This window comes from Psychrobacter sp. DAB_AL43B (assembly GCF_900168255.1).
Lineage (GTDB): Bacteria > Pseudomonadota > Gammaproteobacteria > Pseudomonadales > Moraxellaceae > Psychrobacter.
In genome coordinates this window covers 959,751-979,738 of sequence record NZ_LT799838.1, presented here as the reverse complement: position 1 = coordinate 979,738, position 19,988 = coordinate 959,751, and the positions used below count along the sequence as shown (strand labels likewise).

Sequence of the window (19,988 nt, the reverse complement as noted above, 5' to 3'; positions counted from 1 at the left end):
ACTACTTTTTAGGATTTTGATGAGTGCCTTTGGTTTTTTATTAAAAAACTTTAATAATATTCTTAATGTTTTTCTTAATAATGTTTTTAATACTGCTTTAAATGACCGTCTTAACCGTTTTTTGATGAGATTTTATTTTTGATAGCTACTACTAAGGTGGTAGTGCTCTGCTCATGTTAGCTAATAGTAAGACTGTGATGGCTTACTTAAAATGACACCATCGAAAAATATTTACAGCGTGAGCAGCGATTATTTGTACTGCGCCATTCAGCTTTAGATACACCATAGGCAATAATACAGAGGATAGCGAAATGAGCCATTTACTCGACCAATTCCGTTTTTTTAAACGTAAAAAGGGCGAATTCTCCGATGGGCATGGCGAGACGCGCGATGAGTCTCGTGATTGGGAAAACGTGTATCGTAGCCGTTGGCAGTATGACAAAGTGGTGCGTTCAACGCATGGCGTCAACTGTACCGGTTCTTGTTCGTGGAAAATCTACGTAAAAAATGGCTTAGTCACGTGGGAAACTCAGCAAACCGACTATCCAGAAACCCGTCCAGACCTACCAAACCACGAACCGCGTGGCTGTCCTCGTGGCGCAAGCTACAGCTGGTATATGTATTCTGCCAACCGTGTGAAATATCCTAAAGTTCGTAAGCCGCTCCTCAAATTATGGCGCGAAGCAAAAGCTCAATATCCTGATCCAGTAGACGCGTGGGGCAGTATCGTCCAAGACCCTATCAAAGCTGAACAATATAAATCTAAGCGCGGCTTAGGTGGTTTCATCCGCTCAACGTGGGCTGAGGTCAACGAAATCATCGCTGCCAGTAACGTTTATACCGCCAAAACTTTTGGTCCTGACCGTATCATCGGCTTCTCTCCGATTCCTGCAATGTCGATGGTCAGTTACGCCGCTGGGAGTCGTTATTTATCGCTAATTGGTGGTGTTTGTTTATCATTTTACGACTGGTATTGTGACTTACCGCCAGCCTCGCCGATGGTCTGGGGCGAGCAGACTGACGTGCCAGAATCAGCCGATTGGTACAATTCTGACTATATTATCGCTTGGGGCTCAAACGTCCCACAAACCCGTACACCCGATGCGCATTTCTTCACTGAAGTTCGTTATAAAGGCACCAAGACGGTCTCAATCACCCCTGATTATGCGGAAGTCTCTAAATTAACGGATTTATGGCTGAACCCTAAACAAGGTACCGATGCTGCCGTTGCGCAAGCATTCTGCCATGTCATTATCAAAGAGTTTTATCTCAAGCAGCCAAGTGATTATTTCCTAGGCTATGCCAAGCGCTATACCGACTTACCCGTCCTAGTCATGCTAGAAGGTGAAGAAGGCGCACGCCATGCTGGTCGCTATCTACGCGCTTCTGACTTAATTGATAACTTAGGGCAAGAAAACAACCCAGAATGGAAAACCATTGGACTGAACAGTGATGGGGAACTGGTTTCTCCGCTCGGTTCTATCGGCTATCGTTGGGGTGAAAAAGGTAAGTGGAATCTTGAGCAGAAAAATGGTACCACAGGCGAAGATATTGATCTAACACTGACGTTGAAAGACAGCAATGAAACCTGCCTAGTAGGCTTCGATTACTTTGGTCATGTTGAACACCCACATTTTGCGTCAGTACCAGGCGAAGCCATACAACAAAAAACCGTTCCTTGTAAAACAATCACCCTTGCCGATGGTACAACCGCTATCGTCGCCACTGTATTTGATTTAACGGTTGCCAACCTTGGTGTAGATAATGGTGTTGGTGGCGAGCATGTTACTGATGACTATGACGATGCGACTGTACCAGGAACTCCTGCTTGGCAAGAAGTTATCACTGGTTTGAGCCGTGAGCGTGTCATTCAAGTTGCCCGTGAGTTCGCAGAAAACGCGCATAAGACACATGGTAAATCGATGATTATCATCGGCGCTGGTATGAATCACTGGTATCACCTCGATATGAACTATCGCGGCGTCATCAATATGCTCATGCTTTGTGGCTGTATCGGTAAATCTGGTGGCGGTTGGGCGCATTATGTTGGTCAAGAAAAACTGCGTCCACAAACAGGCTGGTTACCTCTTGCCTTTGCGCTCGACTGGATGCGTCCACCACGCCAAATGGCTGGTACCAGCTTTTTCTATGCGCACAGCTCACAGTGGCGTCATGAAACTATTTCTGCCCATGAAATACTCTCGCCACTTGTCGATAAGAAATTTTTCCCAGAACACATGCTGGACTACAACATTCAAGCAGAGCGCGCAGGCTGGCTTCCTTCTGCCCCGCAATTTAACTGCAACCCACTGACTATCGCCGCTAAAGCCAAAGCAAGTGGTAAAGACGTGGAAGAGTATGTTGTCGATTCTCTTGAAGATGGCAACCTACGCTTTGCTTGTGAATCGCCAGACAACCCAGACAACTTCCCGCGCAACATGTTTATCTGGCGCTCAAACCTCTTGGGCTCATCGGGTAAAGGTCATGAATATATGCTCAAGTACTTCTTGGGTACCAAAAATGGCTTACTCAATGAAGAAAATGCCGCAGGTCACCTGCAACCAAAAGAAGTCGATTGGGTAGAAAAAGGCCCTACTGGTAAATTAGATTTGGTTGTCACGTTAGACTTCCGTATGTCATCGACCTGCATGTATTCAGATATCGTCCTACCAACGGCGACATGGTATGAAAAAGATGACATGAATACCTCAGACATGCATCCCTTTATCCATCCACTCACTGCGGCGACCGACCCTGCTTGGGAATCTAAAACGGATTGGGAAATTTATAAAGGCATTGCCAAGACCTTCTCTGAAGTGTCAAAAGGACATTTGGGCGTTGAAACTGATGTCGTGACCTTACCAATGCAACATGATAGCCCGGGCGAATTGGCGCAGCCATTCGGTGGCACTGACTGGAAAACAGCAGGCGAAAAACCAGTACCCGGCAAAAACTGCCCTATGATTATGGTGGTTGAGCGTGATTACCCAAATACTTACAAGAAATTTACTTCTATGGGTCCTGCCTTAGAAAAATTAGGCAACGGCTCAAAAGGTTTAAATTGGGATATGAAAACCGAAGTCAAACAGCTCGGTGATTTAAATCATAGAGTTACTGAGCCTGGTATCTCTGAAGGTCGACCAAGCCTTGACACTGCGGTTAATGCGTCTGAGATGATTTTGATGCTGGCTCCTGAAACCAATGGTCATGTCGCCGTAAAAGGTTGGGAAGCATTGTCTGAGTTTACCGGACGCGAGCATGCCCATCTTGCCAAATCTAGCGAACATGAAAAAATTCGTTTTAAAGATATCGTCGCACAACCCCGTAAAATCATCTCAAGCCCAACGTGGTCAGGTATTGAGTCAGATGAAGTGAGTTATAACGCCGGTTATACCAACGTCCATGAGCTGATTCCTTGGCGTACCCTGACTGGTCGTCAACAGTTCTATCAAGATCATCCTTGGATGCAAGCGTTTGGCGAGCAAATGCAGCAGTATCGTCCACCTATCGATACCAAAACCACGGCGATGGTAAAAGATGCCAAGCCAAACGGTAATAAAGAGATTGTACTGAACTTTTTAACACCACACCAAAAATGGGGCATCCATAGTACTTACTCTGAAAACTTATTGATGCTGACCTTAAGCCGCGGTGGACCTTGTGTTTGGATGTCAGAAGTTGATGCTGCCAAAGCAGGTATCGTCGATAACGACTGGATTGAGCTGTTTAATGCCAACGGCGCGCTTACCGCTCGTGCCATTGTCAGCCAACGGGTCAAAGAAGGCATGACCATGATGTATCACGCTCAAGAAAAACTGGTCAATATTCCAGGTTCTGAGCAGACCGGTACGCGTGGCGGTATTCATAACTCAATGACCCGTACTATCTTGAAGCCGACGCATATGATTGGTAGCTATGCTCAGCAATCTTATGGCTTTAACTACTATGGCACCGTGGGTTGTAACCGTGATGAGTTTGTTGTGATTCGTAAGATGTCAAAAATCGATTGGCTAGAAGATAAGCCAGATAACGAATTACCTCGTCCATTACCAACCACCATCGAGGATTAAAGCGTTTTCTTCTGCTGAAAATAGGTCGTTTTAGAATTTATTTTTTTAAACAATATCTTTTGAAACGACATCTTTTAAAACGACCTTACTGAAGAATAAAGAGCTGCTTTTTCTACTAATATTTGGAGCACAGATCCATGAAAATTCGTTCGCAAGTCGGCATGGTGCTTAACCTTGATAAATGTATCGGTTGTCACACCTGCTCAGTTACCTGTAAAAACGTCTGGACCAGCCGTGAAGGTATGGAATACGCATGGTTCAACAACGTTGAATCAAAGCCCGGTATTGGCTATCCCAAAGAGTGGGAAAACCAAACCAAATGGAAAGGCGGCTGGATACGTAATGCCAACGGCACCATAAATCCACGTATCGGTGGTAAATTTAGAGTATTGGCAAATATTTTTGCCAACCCTGATTTGCCAGAAATCGATGATTATTACGAACCGTTTGATTTCGATTATCAGCATCTTCATACCGCTCCTATCAGTACCCATCAGCCTATTGCCCGTCCACGTTCAGCCATCACTGGCAAGCGGATGCAGAAGATTGAATGGGGTCCTAACTGGGAAGAGATTTTAGGTACGGAATTTGAAAAACGTCGCAAAGATAAAAACTTTGACAACATTCAAGCGGATATCTACGGCGAGTACGAAAATACTTTCATGATGTATTTGCCGCGTCTATGCGAGCATTGCTTGAACCCAACTTGCGTAGCAGCTTGCCCTAGTGGCGCGATCTACAAGCGTGAAGAAGACGGTATTGTTCTTATCGACCAAGAAAAATGCCGCGGCTGGCGTATGTGTATCTCAGGCTGCCCGTATAAAAAGATTTATTACAACTGGAAATCCGGTAAATCTGAAAAATGTATCTTCTGCTATCCACGTATTGAAGCTGGCTTGCCAACCGTTTGTTCAGAAACCTGCGTCGGTCGTATCCGCTACTTAGGCGTCCTATTATATGACGCTGACAAAATCGCCGAAGCTGCCAGTACACCAAACGAAAAAGACATTTATCCTGCGCAATTGGATTTATTCTTAGATCCTAATGACCCTGCTGTTATCGCTCAAGCGTTAAAAGACGGTGTGCCGCAGTCAGTGATTGATTCTGCGCAGCGCTCACCAGTATATAAGCTGGCAGTAGATTGGAAGCTTGCGCTACCACTACACCCTGAATACCGTACGCTACCGATGGTTTGGTATGTACCACCATTATCACCGATTCAAAATGCTGCTGAAGCGGGCAAAGTCGGTATGGATGGTCTGATTCCAGATGTCGACAGCTTACGTATCCCGTTACGTTATTTGGCCAATCTGTTGACCGCAGGTGATGAAGAGCCTGTTCGTCTTGCATTGAAGCGTCTACTTGCTATGCGTAGCTACAAACGCATGCAACTGGTCGAAAAGCAAGAAGTTCAAAGCATCTTAGACGATGTTGGTCTGACCAAACTCCAGGTTGAAGAGATGTATCGCTATTTGGCTATCGCCAACTACGAAGATCGTTTTGTGATTCCAACCGCGCATCGCGAAGAAGCGTTAAGCGATGCGTTTGCTGAACGTAATGGCTGTGGCTTTACCTTTGGTGAAGGCTGTTCAGGTACGTCTGATAACAGTATGTTCGGACAACGCAAAACCAATCGTCGTGATTTCATCGATACTGTACAGAAATGGGAGTCATAAGATGCAAACTACTCAACTTCATAACGACAGCACAGTCATCGACGCTATTATGCCGCCAGTGATTGGCGCATCAGAATTGAAAATACTCAAAGTACTAAGCTTACTTATCGACTATCCAAGTAACGAGCTATTTTTAGGCGATACTCTGGCTGATTGCACAGAAATTGTCGCTAGATCAACCATTATTAGTCCTGAAGTACGCACGCAAATCATTGACTTGATTGAAGATCTAATCGATACCGGCTCTCTTGAAGCACAAGCGCGTTATGACGGTCTTTTTGAGCGCGGTCGGTCTTTATCACTTTGGTTGTTTGAGCATGTCCATGGCGAGTCGCGTGATCGCGGTCAAGCCATGGTCGATTTGATGGGTCAATATGAAGAAGCTGGCTTTGCAATTAGCGTCAAAGAGCTCCCTGATTATCTGCCTTTATATCTAGAGTTTTTAGCGTATCAAGCAACCGTTATCGACGATGATATTCAAATTCGTATGGATATTGCCGATGTCAGTCATATCATTGCCTTGCTTGCTGCCAGACTTGAACACCGCGGCAGTATGTATAAAGGCTGCTTTAATGCGCTATTGCAAATAGCTGGCAAGCCTCTTGATATGCTCGAAGAGTATCAAGAAAAAATCAGTAAAGAAAAGCCTGATGACAGCTTTGAAGCATTAGACAAAGAGTGGGAAGAGGAAGTGGTTACTTTCTTAGATGCGCAACAAGAAGAGCGTTGTTCTTCTCAGACCAGCACCCAAAGTCTGGCGGCAAAAGCCGGTGTTAGAACCACCCCCACTAAAAACATCGTCGACGCTCCTGTGCACTGGGTAGACTTTAAAACCAATCCACCGGTTAAACAATCATAAGGAGAGAAGATATGAATATTGCAGATCCTAGCGTACAGTCTTTAGCCAATCTAAGTTGGCTGCAAATCTTTCTTTTTGGTGTTTATCCATATATAGCATTGACCATCGCTATCATTGGTACTTGGGTACGTTTTGATTTATCTCAGTATTCGTGGAAGAGCGGTTCATCACAAATGCTAAGAACCAAAAATATGCGTCTTGCTAGCAACTTATTCCACGTGGGAATTATCGTGGTATTGCTTGGGCATTTATTCGGTATGTTGACGCCGCATTTTCTCTATGACCGCTTTATCAGTGCTGGGCATAAGCAGATTTTAGCGGTGGTCGTCGGTGGTATTGCAGGGGTATTTTGTTGGTTTGGTTTGGTCATGCTGATGTGGCGACGCTTTACGGACGACCGTATCTCCAACACCTCATCATTTTCTGACAAGCTGATACTCGTGCTGTTATTTATTCAGCTCAACCTCGGATTAATATCCATCTTTACCTCAGTAAAACATCTAGATGGCTTTACTATGATGAATTTAGCAGGATGGGCACAGGACATCACCATCTTAAGACCTTGGCAAGCAGCAGCTCGTATCGAGCAAACTGACCTCATCTATCAGCTGCATATGGCACTAGGTATCACGTTGATTGCGATATTCCCATTCACACGGCTCATTCATATTATTAGCGCGCCAGTGTGGTATTTAGGTCGCCGCTATCAAATTGTGAGAGAGAAACGTTCGCAATAGAAATAACCACAATAGTGAAACAGCATTGATGTTTAAATAGGAATACGATACCATAAGATTCATTTTTAATGAATCTTATGGAAACAGCTTGATTATTTTACTGCTGAATGCTTAATCCTGCACCCAGTTGCAGCGTTCATTGCAGTTTAAATATCTAATTACTGTTACCAAGTTCATTTTTTGAGCTTCAATCCCTAAACTTATCAATGTGAATATATTCACTAAAGGAACCACAATGGCCTCACCACAAACATTAGAAATCGTCAAAGCAACGGTACCAGTACTTGAAGAGCACGGCACCGCGATTACTACTGTGTTTTATAAAAATATGTTTAATGGGCATCCTGAACTGCTTGATATTTTTAATGAAACCAATCAGAAACTAGGTCGCCAACAGACCGCATTAGCAATGACGGTTTTAGCAGCGGCCAAACATTTGGAAAACTTAACGACTTTATTGCCGCAAGTCACACAAATCAGTCATAAGCATCGTGCCTTACAGATTTTGCCAGAGCACTACCCTATCGTTGGCACCCACTTACTTGGTGCCATAAAAGAAGTACTGGGTGAAGCGGCTAATGACGACATCATCAATGCTTGGACTGAAGCTTATGATGAAATTGCCTCGGTATTTATCCAAGTCGAACACGGTATGTACGAGCAGGAAATGTGGCAAGGTTTTGCCCCATTTAAAGTGACTGAAAAAGTAGAAGCCGCCACTGATATCGCTGCCTTTACGGTCGTTCCAGTAAACGCTGATTTAGAAAGCAATAACACAGCAAGCCACAAACCTATCGACCTAAGCAAACTTAAACTAAGCGCTGGTCAATACATCACGGTAAAAACAGATCCAACCGACAGCGACCGTATTGCCCTGCGTCATTATTCTTTATTCTCAGCCAATAGTGATAAAGGCATCCAGTTTGCGGTCAGACGCGATAACCGTAATGAGCATAATGGGCTAGTGTCTAACTATCTGCATGACTCATTAGAAGTCGGCGATACGGTTCTATTGTCTGCACCGGCTGGTGATTTTGAGCTCAACCAAGATTTAGTACAACAAAACGATATTCCATTAGTGCTTGTCAGCGCTGGGGTTGGGGTAACACCGATTTTATCGATGTTAGAAGCACAAGTAACTGCCAATCCAAAGCGCCCTATCGTCTGGGTTTATGCTTGCCAAAACCAAGAGCATCATGCTTTCAATAATGAAATAAATGCGCTATTAGCCGCTGCTGAAAACGTAGAAAAGCACATCTTCTACTTTGAGTCTGGGCAAATTCTTGATGAAGCGTGGCTTGCCAATTTACCTAAGCCCGCCGACATTTATGTCTGTGGTTCCATGCCATTTATGGAAAGTATTATCGATGCGCTAGTTAGCTTAGACCACGGTGTTGATAGCGTTCATTACGAACCATTTGGTCCTAAAATGAGCCTAGAGTTGGCTTAATATTATCAACTTAATAAAGTATTGAAGATGATGAACAATCTCAATGCTTTATTAAAGATAATAGAATATAAGTCAGACACCGCCGTAGAGCCGCTTTTAAACAATTTATGCAATAGCAGTAAATTTATTTAAAGGCGGCTCTGTTTTTTTATTATTTTTATTCAGTTTTTAACATAAAACCTCAATCTTATTTTAAGATTCCTATTACAAGAATCCTTTTATCAAAAACTTTAGTGGAGCAAAAGCCATGACTGTCAGTACCTACAATCCAGCTGATCACACGACGACTAACAACGTAAGTAACAGCGTAAATAACAACGTTAATAGTGACACTCATACTGACCATGCCGCTCATGCCTCTACTGATGCCAATCACACGCACAGCGGTCATAATTGTGGTCATGACCACAGTCACGATCATAGTCATGATCACAATCATAGCCATGGTGATGATATCGTTCATTTAATGCCAACCTTGACCGATCTACAAAAACCACATTCTGATCAAGAGTTCATCGAAAAAGCAATGGCAGAGGAGCATAGCAACCACAAGAACCTAATCGCTTCTAGCCGTGATGAATTGCCTTCGGTCACAGTAAACGGTGTAATGATAGACAGAACAAATATCGCCCAAGAACTGCAATATCACCCAGCAGAAAATAAAGAAGACGCGGTATTTTTAGCGACGCAGGCTTTGGTTGTACGTGAACTACTTAGACTGGCGGTTTTGGATGAGCCAAACCTTGGCGAAGCGGCATGGGAAAACGATGAAGAACAAGCTATTTCTGCCTTGATAGATAAAAATGTCCAAGCGACCATGCCTGATATGGCAACGTGTGAGCGTTACTATAAGCAAAATATTACGGACTATATGACCGATCCTATTATGAACGTGCGCCATATCTTGTTGGCTTGTCTGCCTGAAGATGGCGACGAGCGATTAAAGCTCAAAAAGACCGCTTACGAATTTATTGAACAAATTAAAAATAATGCCAATCCCGATGCAGAATTTATTCAATTGGCACGCCAGCACTCTGCTTGTCCTTCAAAAGAACAAGACGGTGAGTTGGGTGTGATTAACAAAGGACAAACCGTACCAGAATTTGAAAGCGCGTTATTTAAGTCAGACGCAGGACTTGCGCCAAGCCCCATCGAAAGCAGATATGGCTTCCACGTCGTTGATGTATTAAATAAAGAACCTGGCATACAGATGACTTATGATCAAGTTGTCCCTGCTATTCATAATAAGCTGAGCCAGCAAGCGTTTCATCAAGCATTATGCGATTATCTGTTTACGCTAGCGAATGAAGCAGACATCGAAGGTATCGAGATGATGCTTGAGCAAGAGAATATATTCCGCGGCTAATCAATCATCTGTCGGTGACGACATTGTTATGATATAAAGTAGCTGTTATGGTATAACGTATCTCTGATGTTATAAACAGTCCAACATTAATAAAATGAGTAGAAGTTTATGATTACGGTTGAAGGCCTCATCTCTGAAATAAAGCAGCGCGTAGAAACTTATAACCATAATGACTATCCGCTACCTAATAGACAAATCAATACTTACGACTTGTTAGAAAGCCGTAATCAGATATTGGCTGAAGACATTGTCTCGCCCTTTGCCATACCGAGGCAGAACTTATCCGCGATGGACGGTTATGCGATTGCAAAAAACAGTAAACTCGCAGCAGATACTGTGATTGATATCGTTGGTGAATCGCAAGCTGGCAGTCCTTACACTGGTGATATCAAGGCAGGACAAGGGATACGTATCTTTACCGGTGCGGTCGTACCTGACAGCTGTGATACGGTTATCATGCAAGAAAATACCAACTTTGCAGCGATAAGAGACACGATAGATAAATCACAGCCTTATGCCATCACGCTTAGTCAAACCGCTAAATGCGATGACAACATTCGTAAGCAAGGCGAAGAAATTGAAACTGGTGAAACTGTTTTACTCAAAGGTAAACGACTGAATCCTGCTGATATTAGTTTATTGGCGAATTTAGGTGTCGATAAAGTTGCTGTCTATAAACCTTTGATCGTCGGTGTGCTCGCGACTGGCGATGAGCTCGTGCCGATTGGCAATGAGCTTGAAAGCTTGGCGCAAATCTATAATTCCAATACGCCTACACTCAAAAGTCTATTATCTGATTTACCCGTAGATATTCATGATTATGGCATCATTGCTGATGATTTAGACCAAACTATCGCTGCTGTCACCCAATCAATGCAAGAGTGCGATGTACTTATCTCTACCGCTGGCGTATCGGTTGGCGACTATGATTTTTTAACAACCGTCATTGAGCAATTAGGAAAAATTAATCATTACAAAGTCGCTATGAAGCCCGGTAAACCTTTTGTATTTGGTGAGCTGACTCGAAACCTTGCCAAGCCAGTACTGTATTTTGGCTTACCCGGCAACCCATTATCGACGGTCGTCGGCACCTTACAATTTGTGATTCCAGCATTGTGGCAAATGGCAGGCGCTGATCTACAAGAGCGACCCATGCAATTGACCCTAAGCGCAACGCTTGAAAATGATATTAAAAAATCAGCAGGTCGTACGGACTTTCAAAGAGGGATTCTGTCACAAGATGAAGCTGGCAATTTTCAAGTTGAAAGCTTTACCAAACAGCAGTCGCATCGTATCAAACAGCTTAGCCACGCCAATTGTTTTATTGTATTGGCTCAAGATTCTGGTAACCTATCGGCCGGTGAAAACGTACAGGTTCAGCCCTTCCCTTGGTTGAATCATTGAAAGTTACATCATTGATAGTTTAATAACTGAAAACTGCGTTGTTTACAGCTAAACAGTTAATAACTATTTATACCATTAACCGTGAGAAACTTATTATCCACTACCATTTAGCTTCTACTACTTTGGTGGTAGTTTTTAAGTAACTTACGGTTAATTGTTATTTGCTGATAAGCTGTCATAATGATATCTAAATAGAATTTTTCACTCACAACCTGAGGCAACGCCTAAAAGTACACAATATACTTAATATTAATGGTAATCATCTATGAACCATCTTGCCCCCAATGCAGGCAATGCTCAACTGTATTCGCCTGTCGCTGCACCCGCTATTTCTGATGGTGATTCACCGTCGAAAGTCGCCATGTCGTCTATCCATTCTCCTAGTACGCTCTCTCAACCATTAACAGATGGTTTCGCACGACGTCTAACCTATCTGCGTTTATCGATTACAGACTTCTGTAATTTCCGCTGTGAATACTGCCTGCCGGATGGCTATCAAGGTAAACCACCACAGAACGAGATAAGTGTCGCTGAAATTGCGACTTTAATCCGCGGTTTTGCCGAAGTAGGTACCAAAAAAGTACGGATTACTGGTGGCGAACCCTCCATACGTCGTGATTTGGTAGACATTATTAAAACTGTTAAAAACACCGAGGGTATCGAAACCGTTGCCATGACCAGTAATGGCTATAAACTTGGTAAGCACTTAGCCGATTGGCACGCTGCTGGACTAAACCAACTTAATATCAGTATGGACAGCTTTGATGCTGCTACCTTCCATAAGATGACTGGTTTTGATATGTTGCCGCAGCTGTTGACTGATATGGATAAATTACTAGCGACCACGGATATCAAACTAAAAATAAACAGTATTTTAATGGCTGAAACTGCCTTTGAAAATCTGATGAATGCCATCGATTATGTAAAAGACAGACCTGTCACTTATCGATTTATTGAGTTTATGCAGACCAGTGATAATAGCGATTTATTTTTTGCGCAGCATGCACAGTCCGACATTATTACCAACTATTTGATAAAACACGGTTGGCAAACCCATGTGCGTGGTAGCAACGATGGTCCAGCGATAGAGTATAGCCATCCTAATTATAAAGGTCGTATTGGTATGATTGCGCCTTATGCCGCCCATTTTTGTGACAGCTGTAATCGCCTGCGTGTCAGCAGTCAAGGTAAGGTACATCTGTGTCTATTTGACCAAGGTAATTACGACATTCGTGAGCACCTACAGCAAGACGATGTTGCAGGGTTAGTGAGTACTTTGCACAGCTTTATGCCAATCAAACCTGAGCATCATCACCTTCATGATTCCAATAGTGGCATGATGAATAATCTGTCGATGATTGGTGGTTAGAATCAACAATATACTAATAATCAAATTTTTCATTTTTTATAACAAGCATATTTATTAAGGAATATCCATGAGTAAGCTGCAAGCCCCCTTTACCCCGCTTAATATCGCCATCTTAACGGTTTCTGATAGCCGTACTCTTGCAGAAGATACCTCGGGTCAGTATCTGGTCGATCAATTAACCGCAGCAGGGCATCAACTTGCGGATCGTCAGTTGATTATTGATGATATTTATAAGATTAGAGCGGTCATCAGTGGCTGGATTGCAGACCCAAATGTGCACGCTATTATTACCACTGGCGGTACTGGTTTTTATATTAGAGACAGCATGCCAGAAGCGGTTGGCGTATTGTTTGACAAATCAGTTGATGGCTTTGGTGAGATGTTCCGCTTAATCTCAAAAGACGATATCGGTATGTCTACCATACAATCCAGAGCAGTGGCTGGCATGGCAAATGGTACGGGTATCTTCTGCTTACCCGGCTCATCAGGTGCTTGCCGCACCGCTTGGGAAGGTATCTTGCAAGAGCAACTCGATAGCCGTACGCGTCCGTGTAATTTTGTCCCACATTTTATGCGTACCAATCCAGGTCATGATTAAGCAATGCATGATGTCTTAGATAAATCAGGCGCTGCAGGTGACTGTTATAAGTCAAATCACTTAGCAGGTGTCGTTATTTTGGCGGGCGGTGCCTCTACACGGATGGGCTCGCCCAAAGCTGAGCTCATACTGCCGACAGGCGAGTGCCTGCTTGATTATCATGTTAGACAGGCGCTTGAATTAAGCACCACAGCTACGCATAACCTGCCTATTATGATTGCTGATAATGGGCGTGATTTTACGATAAATACGAATTTGGGTTTACAACGTTCACAAGCGACGATATTTCATATTACTGACTATCTTTCTGCTAATGATGAAAAGCAGATTGAAACTGGTGGCGCATTGGTCGCCATTGAAGCGGCGCTGCAGTCTTTGGTAAATTCGACAGAATTAAGAACAGTGCAAAGCGCGCAATCATCTTGGCTGCTGGTTATCAGCTGTGATAGCTTGATTCCCGCTACCGATTTATGGCAAAAGCTAACACCTTATATGATAAAAGCCCCTAAAAAACCTATTGCTTGTCTGACCGATGAGCAGCATTTATATCCATTATTAGGTATTTATCGATTAAGTATTGAGCCTAATTTAAAGCATTATATTGATCATGGGCAGCGGCAAGTGATGAAGTTTATTAAGCCTATCGTCCAGCCTGTGTCATTTCCCAAAAACTGGCAGTATTTGACTAATTTTAATACTCTCGAAGATTTCAAACGCGCCTGTATAGCTTTGACTCATCTATAAAAAACAGTTTAAAAAAGGTTTTACCTATGAGTAGTAATCTCCAAATAAATAATAAAGCCACACTAGCTGAATCAACATTGGCTAAAGCAACATTGGCTAAATCAAACTTATCGCATCTAGATAGCGACGGCGATATTACGATGGTTGATGTCAGTGGCAAAACAGCGACGACAAGAGAAGCTTGTGCGCAAGGACAGGTAGTTTTCCCCGCAGCGATTTATGAGCAAATCAAGGCTGCTGACGGCATGACCAAAAAAGGCAGCATTACTCAAACTGCTCATATCGCCGGTATCATGGCAGCCAAACGCACCCACGATCTTATTCCACTTTGCCATCCCCTGCCATTAGATAAAATTGGCTTAACCTTTGTATACGATGATAATAAAAATAGCATTACCGTCACTGCCACCATCAAAGTCACGCATAAAACTGGCGTAGAAATGGAAGCACTGACCGCCGTTAGTGTGGCGTGCCTAACCATCTATGATATGACTAAAGCCATCTCACATGACATTGTGATTGATAACATTCATTTGATGAACAAAACGGGCGGCAAATCAGACTATCAGCATGCCTAAATTAGTATCATTGTTCCGATATGCACAAAGTTTGGCAATTAACAAATAATGGAGACTGCTATGAGCGCTTTAATCGAAAGTAATACAGATGCCACGATGAATATTACTGTTTTATACTTCGCAAGCTTGGCTGATGAAGCCAATTGTCATGAAGAAAAAATCAATGTGCAACAGTCGACTTCATTAACCGAATTATATGAGCAGTTGCGCCAAAAGCATCGCTTTAGCCGTCCGCAATCAGAACTGCGTGTGGCGGTAAACGACTACTTTGCCAAATGGACAGATGAAATTTATGATGGTGATAATGTGGTTTTTATTACACCCGTCGCTGGCGGTTAATGCTACTCATACTTTCTGCTTATATCATTATAAAGCTCACTCAAAATAATAAATAGAGAAAATAAATGACAGACAATGTACATGGGCAGTCGATGCACATTAAACGTAGCATCGATGAAGCCTACCTGATTGCTGAACGTGATGGTTTTGCGCTATTAGATACCAACATTGACGAAAGCCGGCTTAAAAACACCCTCGATGATGACAGTTGCGGGGCATTTGTATGCTTCGAGGGACGGGTACGCAACCACAATAATGCCAGTAGCGTCAATCGCTTAACCTATTACGGCTACGAAGACCTCGCCCTCAATCAAGGACGCGCCATTATTGAAGAAGCCAAAAAGCGTTTTGAGATCACTCATGCGATTGCCATTCATCGTATCGGTGCTTTAGAGATTGGTGATGTAGCGGTGTGGGTGGGCGTCGTCTCAGCCCATCGCTACCCTGCCTTTGATGCCTGTCGCTGGATACTCGATACGATTAAAGCAGATATTCCCGTTTGGAAGCAAGAGTACTATCAAGATGATTCTTCTAAATGGCTAAGCAACAATGGCTAAGCAACAATGGCTAAGCAAAAGAAGCATATGCAAAGGTTCATAATGGCAGTAAATATAATTATTGGCTAAAAAAACAGCTATTAAGCTGTCTAATATAAATAAGCAACCTAGACTTCAAAACCAATATTTTTTCACTGATAATTGTTTCATATTTTAAAATTAGAGGATATATATTATGCAATCGAAGCAATCAAATGGTCATCGTGAACCCGTCACCAATCTGTCTTACTTAAAATTATCAAAATCTATCGTAACGCTAGGCGCATCTATTTGTTTAGCGTTAGCACTAAGTGCTTGTAGTAAAGAAACCAGTACGGAAGAGACGCAAGCCGTTGCTAATGATGCAACGACTCAACCAACTGAAACTATGCGCATTGCAGCTGCAGCCAACTTATCAGATGTACTACCTGAAATCATTGAAGGTTATAAAGCTGATAGAAATCAGCCGAATCAAAAAATCGAAGTCACCTTTGCCTCATCAGGTAAGCTTTACTCTCAAATTACCTCAGGTGCGCCTTACGATATTTTTTTAGCTGCCAATCAAGAATTCCCCGCTAAGTTAGTAGATGAGATATTTAAAGGTGACACAAGCCACACGCCTTTTACTTATACCCAAGGTCAGCTATCTATTTATAGTGCCACCAAACCTGTTGATGGACTGAACCAAACTACATTGACTGAGTTACTAAAGAACGATAATAAAACAAAAATCACCATTGCCAATCCAGAGCTTGCTCCTTATGGTGAATCTGCAAAAACCTATCTACAAGAGCAAAAGCTCTATGACTCTCTAACGGCGCAAAAACGCATCATACAAGCTGAAAATATCGGTCAAGCCTTTCAATATGCGCATACCGGTAGTGTCGACTATGGCTTTGTTGCGCACTCACAAGTCACGGCAATTAAAGCCACCCCTGAGCAGTTTTATATCTTACCACCAGAGTCTTATCCTGCTATCTTACAAGACGGCATCGTTATCACTGACGTGGCAGCCGCAGCAGATTTCACTGACTATCTACGCTCTCCTGCAGGACAAGCTTATTTTTCTAAAGCGGGTTATTTAGCGGTTAAGTAGCCTATCTGTAGATAGGTTATTTTATCAGTTCTATACTGCCATTTATAAATGAAGGCGCGCTGACAATGAGGCTAAAGCTATTGTTATCAGTGCGCCTTCATATTATGATGCTAAGTATCATAAATGGCATGGCATTATAAGTAACGTCCTATCAGTAATGTATTAGATAAAAGGTAAATAAACAGTGACGCTATGATGTCTCAGTCTCTTATCTCAGATATGCTGCTCCCCGTATGGGTGAGCATCAAGCTTGCCGGTATTACCACCTTATGTTTATTATTGTTTGCAACCCCATTGGCTTATTGGTTGGCCAAACCCAGTTGCGGCAATATCATTGGACGTATAAAGATACTGCTCATGGGGGTGATTGCCATGCCTCTTGTGTTGCCACCAACGGTGATCGGTTTTTACTTATTACTGCTGTTAAGCCCAAATTTTGGTATTGGTAAGTGGCTTGCTCACTATAATATCAGCGCCTTCACCTTTACCTTTGAGGGACTGGTTATTGGCTCTATTATTTACTCATTACCTTTTTACGTTCAGCCTGTCTATGCGCAATTCTTACGCATTCCAGCCAGTGTCATGGACGCCGCTCATCTGCTAGAGCCCAGCCGTTTAAGACGTTTTATACGCGTGGCACTACCGCAAGCACGTATCGGTATCATCCTTGGCAGCCTAATCAGCTTTGCGCATACCATTGGTGAGTTTGGTGTGGTGCTAATGATTGGCGGTAGTATTTCGGGTGAGACTAAAGTCGTCTCTATTGCTATCTATGAGCAAGTAGAGGCGCTGAATTATGAGGCAGCGCACATGATGTCTATTATTCTCATTATCATGGGCATGGTTATGGTGGCATTGATTGCAAGTGTCAGCCGATTGAATCAGCGCTCATAAAGCTTCCATAAAAAATAAACGCTATTGCATAAAAAACCCTCAATTAACCTATAAAGTTGAATGAACTGACCCCCAAATGTTGGACGGTTTAGTTTACCCCAAGGACTGAGTTCTGTACTGCACAGGACTCAGTCCTTTCAGTTTCATCTGAATACGCTCATTGTTGTAATAATGAATATACTCGTGAATCTGTTGTTCTAAATCCTCAATCGTTTGAGGTTTTTCAATATAAATCGTCTCACACTTAAGTGTCCCGAAGAACCCTTCCATCAGTGCGTTATCTAAGCAGTTGCCTTTTCTGCTCATACTTTGCTTAATACCATGCTGTTTAAGCACCTGTCCAAACTGTCTCATTTGATAATGCCATCCTTGATCAGAGTGCAGCATTAGTGCCTTATCACGACACGCTTTAGTCTTTGCTAAAGCATCATCAAGCATCTTACTAACTAAGTCATAGGTCGGGCGCCTTGAGAGCGTATAACTGACGATCTCATTGTTATAACAATCGAGTATAGGCGATAAATACAGCTTATTATCACCCACCTTAAACTCAGTAATGTCAGTGAGCCAGCGTTTATGCGGATGGTAAAGCTCAGTTATTCGCTGTTTCAAATCAGCGTACTTATCGTCACTCTCAAGCTTTGTTCTATGGTAATAAAAGACGCTTTTAGGCAGACATGAGGCTTTAAGTAAGTCAGATAAACAACAGCTATCCCTTAGTGCTTCGATGAGCCTTGCTTTGTCACTGCTTGTTCCTTTTGTTTGAGCAAGGCATCTAGCTTTTTTAGGTAGGCAACCTCCGCACGTAGGTATTCATTCTCACGTTTGAGTTCTGCTAGTGTTTTTTCATCATCTGGTTTGTCGGTAATAAATGGCTTGGTCATGGCGGTTCTACCTTTACGTTTGGATATTAGTCCAGACATGCCATAAAGCCGATACGCTTTGTGCCAATGACTAATTAAGGCAGGTGAGCTGATGTTGAACGTTAAAGCGACCTCGGATTGACTTAATCCTTGCTCTAACATGGTCGTAATCACGTGATGTTTAAACTTGCGACTATAGTGAGCTTTACTCGACTTTGGCTTGATGGCATCTATGCCACCGCTTTGGTATTGCTTAACCCATTTTTGTACAAGTTTCGAATCTACTTTAAACTTCTCACTTGTGGCAAGTCCGGGATGTCCTTGCCGATAGTATGCGATGACTTCGATCTTGAAGTCTAGTGTATAACGCATAAAAATACCCCATAAGTTGTGTCCAACTTATGGGGGTCAGTTCATGAATGAGGGTTTTTTATTTATACTTTTAAACGCGATCGCAGTTTAGAAGTGGTATTTTACCAGTGCCATAACAGCATGTTCGTCCACACCATCGACGCCAAATTTATTTTTCCAATAGCTGTATTCACCACCGACTTCTAAGCGATTATCAATACCAAGCGCTTCTTGCAAGTTGTACTTAACTTGCGGGTTAAAGTGAATGTTATTTTCAAGCGTATCACTGTTGAAAGCAAAATCGACATAACCATCAATCAACACTTTATCACGTTCCCAAGCAGCGGTTAACGTAATTTTTTGGTCATCTGGCTTGACGTCATTAAATGAATGATACAAGGTCGCAGACGCATATTTCATGCCAGGAATCGGTAAGTTTAAATCAACCCCAACCCCCGCCCAGTAGTTATCTTGACCAAAACCTGTACTGTTTGAGCTGAACTCATAGACACCAGCTAGATTGACTTGTTTGATAAGTCCGTCATTAAATGATGCCACTTTAAACTTAGGAGAAAATTTACCAAAAGTCTCTTTATAATCTTTACTTCCAATCACGTTTCCAGCTTGATCTTTAAGGTCGTACTCTCCACCTTGATGACGATCAACGAAGAAGAATACACCGCCCCAATCATGGGTAGAGGCATGCTCTAAAGTCAATGTAGTAAAGTTTTCACTATCTATGCCTTTAGGTAGCAGTTCAAAATTACCACCGTGCAGTAAAGTAACACTGGTATCTTTAAATAAGGTTTTAGCATGAGCGCCAGTCATACCGCCCAAAGCTACAATAGCAATAGCTGCGGTCGCTAATGGTTTGATATAAAAAGATTTACGGCTAAGTACCTTAAGTGATTGGGTAGTCAATGGTAGGTTTGCAGATAAGTTATAACGCACAGTAGTATTCCTTTATATACAGTGGTTGATCCTAGCAGGCTTTGCTGTCATGGCATGTCAAACGAGTTTTAACTTCCTATCAAAACGCGCCTATGATACTAGGGGGA

General features: G+C 42.7%; 18 protein-coding genes. 15 read left to right on the top strand and 3 right to left on the bottom strand.

The features are described 5' to 3' along the window. Positions 1 to 311 precede the first annotated feature (311 nt). The 15 genes from DABAL43B_RS04265 to modB all read left to right on the top strand — a co-directional run bounded on the left by DABAL43B_RS04265 (position 312) and on the right by modB (position 17,716). Positions 312 to 4,070, top strand: coding sequence for a nitrate reductase subunit alpha (locus DABAL43B_RS04265; protein WP_079691218.1), 3,759 nt, complete (start codon positions 312 to 314; stop codon positions 4,068 to 4,070). A gap of 137 nt (positions 4,071 to 4,207) precedes the next feature. After that, positions 4,208 to 5,746, top strand: a complete 1,539-nt coding sequence (gene narH / locus DABAL43B_RS04260; RefSeq protein ID WP_079691217.1) for a nitrate reductase subunit beta — start codon at positions 4,208 to 4,210, stop codon at positions 5,744 to 5,746. Position 5,747: 1 nt separating this feature from the next. Further along, positions 5,748 to 6,605: a nitrate reductase molybdenum cofactor assembly chaperone gene (narJ, locus tag DABAL43B_RS04255; protein ID WP_079691216.1), complete on the top strand. Its 858-nt coding sequence runs from the start codon at positions 5,748 to 5,750 to the stop codon at positions 6,603 to 6,605. A gap of 11 nt (positions 6,606 to 6,616) precedes the next feature. Further along, positions 6,617 to 7,342 carry a respiratory nitrate reductase subunit gamma gene (gene narI, locus DABAL43B_RS04250; protein ID WP_079691215.1) on the top strand — a complete coding sequence of 242 codons (726 nt, stop codon included), beginning with the start codon at positions 6,617 to 6,619 and terminating at the stop codon, positions 7,340 to 7,342. A gap of 235 nt (positions 7,343 to 7,577) precedes the next feature. Next, positions 7,578 to 8,792: a globin domain-containing protein gene (locus DABAL43B_RS04245; protein ID WP_079691214.1), complete on the top strand. Its 1,215-nt coding sequence runs from the start codon at positions 7,578 to 7,580 to the stop codon at positions 8,790 to 8,792. A 247-nt stretch (positions 8,793 to 9,039) separates the two neighbouring features. Then, positions 9,040 to 10,158 (top strand): peptidylprolyl isomerase, encoded by a 1,119-nt coding sequence (locus DABAL43B_RS04240; RefSeq protein WP_079691213.1) that lies wholly within the window; start codon positions 9,040 to 9,042, stop codon positions 10,156 to 10,158. 108 nt (positions 10,159 to 10,266) lie between these two features. Continuing rightward, positions 10,267 to 11,562, top strand: a complete 1,296-nt coding sequence (gene glp, locus DABAL43B_RS04235; RefSeq protein WP_079691212.1) for a gephyrin-like molybdotransferase Glp — start codon at positions 10,267 to 10,269, stop codon at positions 11,560 to 11,562. Positions 11,563 to 11,827: 265 nt separating this feature from the next. Next, positions 11,828 to 12,931 (top strand): GTP 3',8-cyclase MoaA, encoded by a 1,104-nt coding sequence (gene moaA, locus DABAL43B_RS04230; protein ID WP_079691211.1) that lies wholly within the window; start codon positions 11,828 to 11,830, stop codon positions 12,929 to 12,931. 67 nt (positions 12,932 to 12,998) lie between these two features. After that, positions 12,999 to 13,529 carry a molybdenum cofactor biosynthesis protein B gene (gene moaB / locus DABAL43B_RS04225; RefSeq protein ID WP_045447155.1) on the top strand — a complete coding sequence of 177 codons (531 nt, stop codon included), beginning with the start codon at positions 12,999 to 13,001 and terminating at the stop codon, positions 13,527 to 13,529. 3 nt (positions 13,530 to 13,532) lie between these two features. Beyond that, positions 13,533 to 14,273 (top strand): molybdenum cofactor guanylyltransferase, encoded by a 741-nt coding sequence (locus tag DABAL43B_RS04220; protein ID WP_079691210.1) that lies wholly within the window; start codon positions 13,533 to 13,535, stop codon positions 14,271 to 14,273. Between the two features lie 26 nt (positions 14,274 to 14,299). Next, positions 14,300 to 14,851, top strand: coding sequence for a cyclic pyranopterin monophosphate synthase MoaC (gene moaC, locus DABAL43B_RS04215; RefSeq protein WP_227516738.1), 552 nt, complete (start codon positions 14,300 to 14,302; stop codon positions 14,849 to 14,851). A gap of 60 nt (positions 14,852 to 14,911) precedes the next feature. Further along, positions 14,912 to 15,190 (top strand): MoaD/ThiS family protein, encoded by a 279-nt coding sequence (locus tag DABAL43B_RS04210; RefSeq protein ID WP_079691209.1) that lies wholly within the window; start codon positions 14,912 to 14,914, stop codon positions 15,188 to 15,190. Positions 15,191 to 15,255: 65 nt separating this feature from the next. Continuing rightward, on the top strand, positions 15,256 to 15,747 hold the full coding sequence (locus tag DABAL43B_RS04205; RefSeq protein WP_079691208.1) for a molybdenum cofactor biosynthesis protein MoaE: 492 nt from the start codon (positions 15,256 to 15,258) through the stop codon (positions 15,745 to 15,747). 175 nt (positions 15,748 to 15,922) lie between these two features. Next, positions 15,923 to 16,822 (top strand): molybdate ABC transporter substrate-binding protein, encoded by a 900-nt coding sequence (gene modA / locus DABAL43B_RS04200; protein WP_079691207.1) that lies wholly within the window; start codon positions 15,923 to 15,925, stop codon positions 16,820 to 16,822. A 192-nt stretch (positions 16,823 to 17,014) separates the two neighbouring features. After that, the gene (gene modB, locus DABAL43B_RS04195; protein WP_079691206.1) at positions 17,015 to 17,716 is read left to right on the top strand and encodes a molybdate ABC transporter permease subunit; all 702 of its coding nucleotides are present in this window, start codon (positions 17,015 to 17,017) and stop codon (positions 17,714 to 17,716) included. 93 nt (positions 17,717 to 17,809) lie between these two features. Here the strand turns inward: modB and DABAL43B_RS04190 are convergent, their stop codons facing one another. The 3 genes from DABAL43B_RS04190 to DABAL43B_RS04180 form a co-directional block, all read right to left on the bottom strand. Continuing rightward, positions 17,810 to 18,328, bottom strand: coding sequence for an IS3 family transposase (locus DABAL43B_RS04190; RefSeq protein WP_171996321.1), 519 nt, complete (start codon positions 18,326 to 18,328; stop codon positions 17,810 to 17,812). Between the two features lie 104 nt (positions 18,329 to 18,432). Next, positions 18,433 to 18,951, bottom strand: a complete 519-nt coding sequence (locus DABAL43B_RS04185) for a helix-turn-helix domain-containing protein (RefSeq protein ID WP_079691204.1) — start codon at positions 18,949 to 18,951, stop codon at positions 18,433 to 18,435. Between the two features lie 87 nt (positions 18,952 to 19,038). After that, a complete protein-coding gene (locus DABAL43B_RS04180) occupies positions 19,039 to 19,881 on the bottom strand; it encodes a DUF5020 domain-containing protein (protein WP_227516737.1) in 843 nt (280 codons plus the stop codon). Between the last annotated feature and the right edge of the window lie 107 nt (positions 19,882 to 19,988).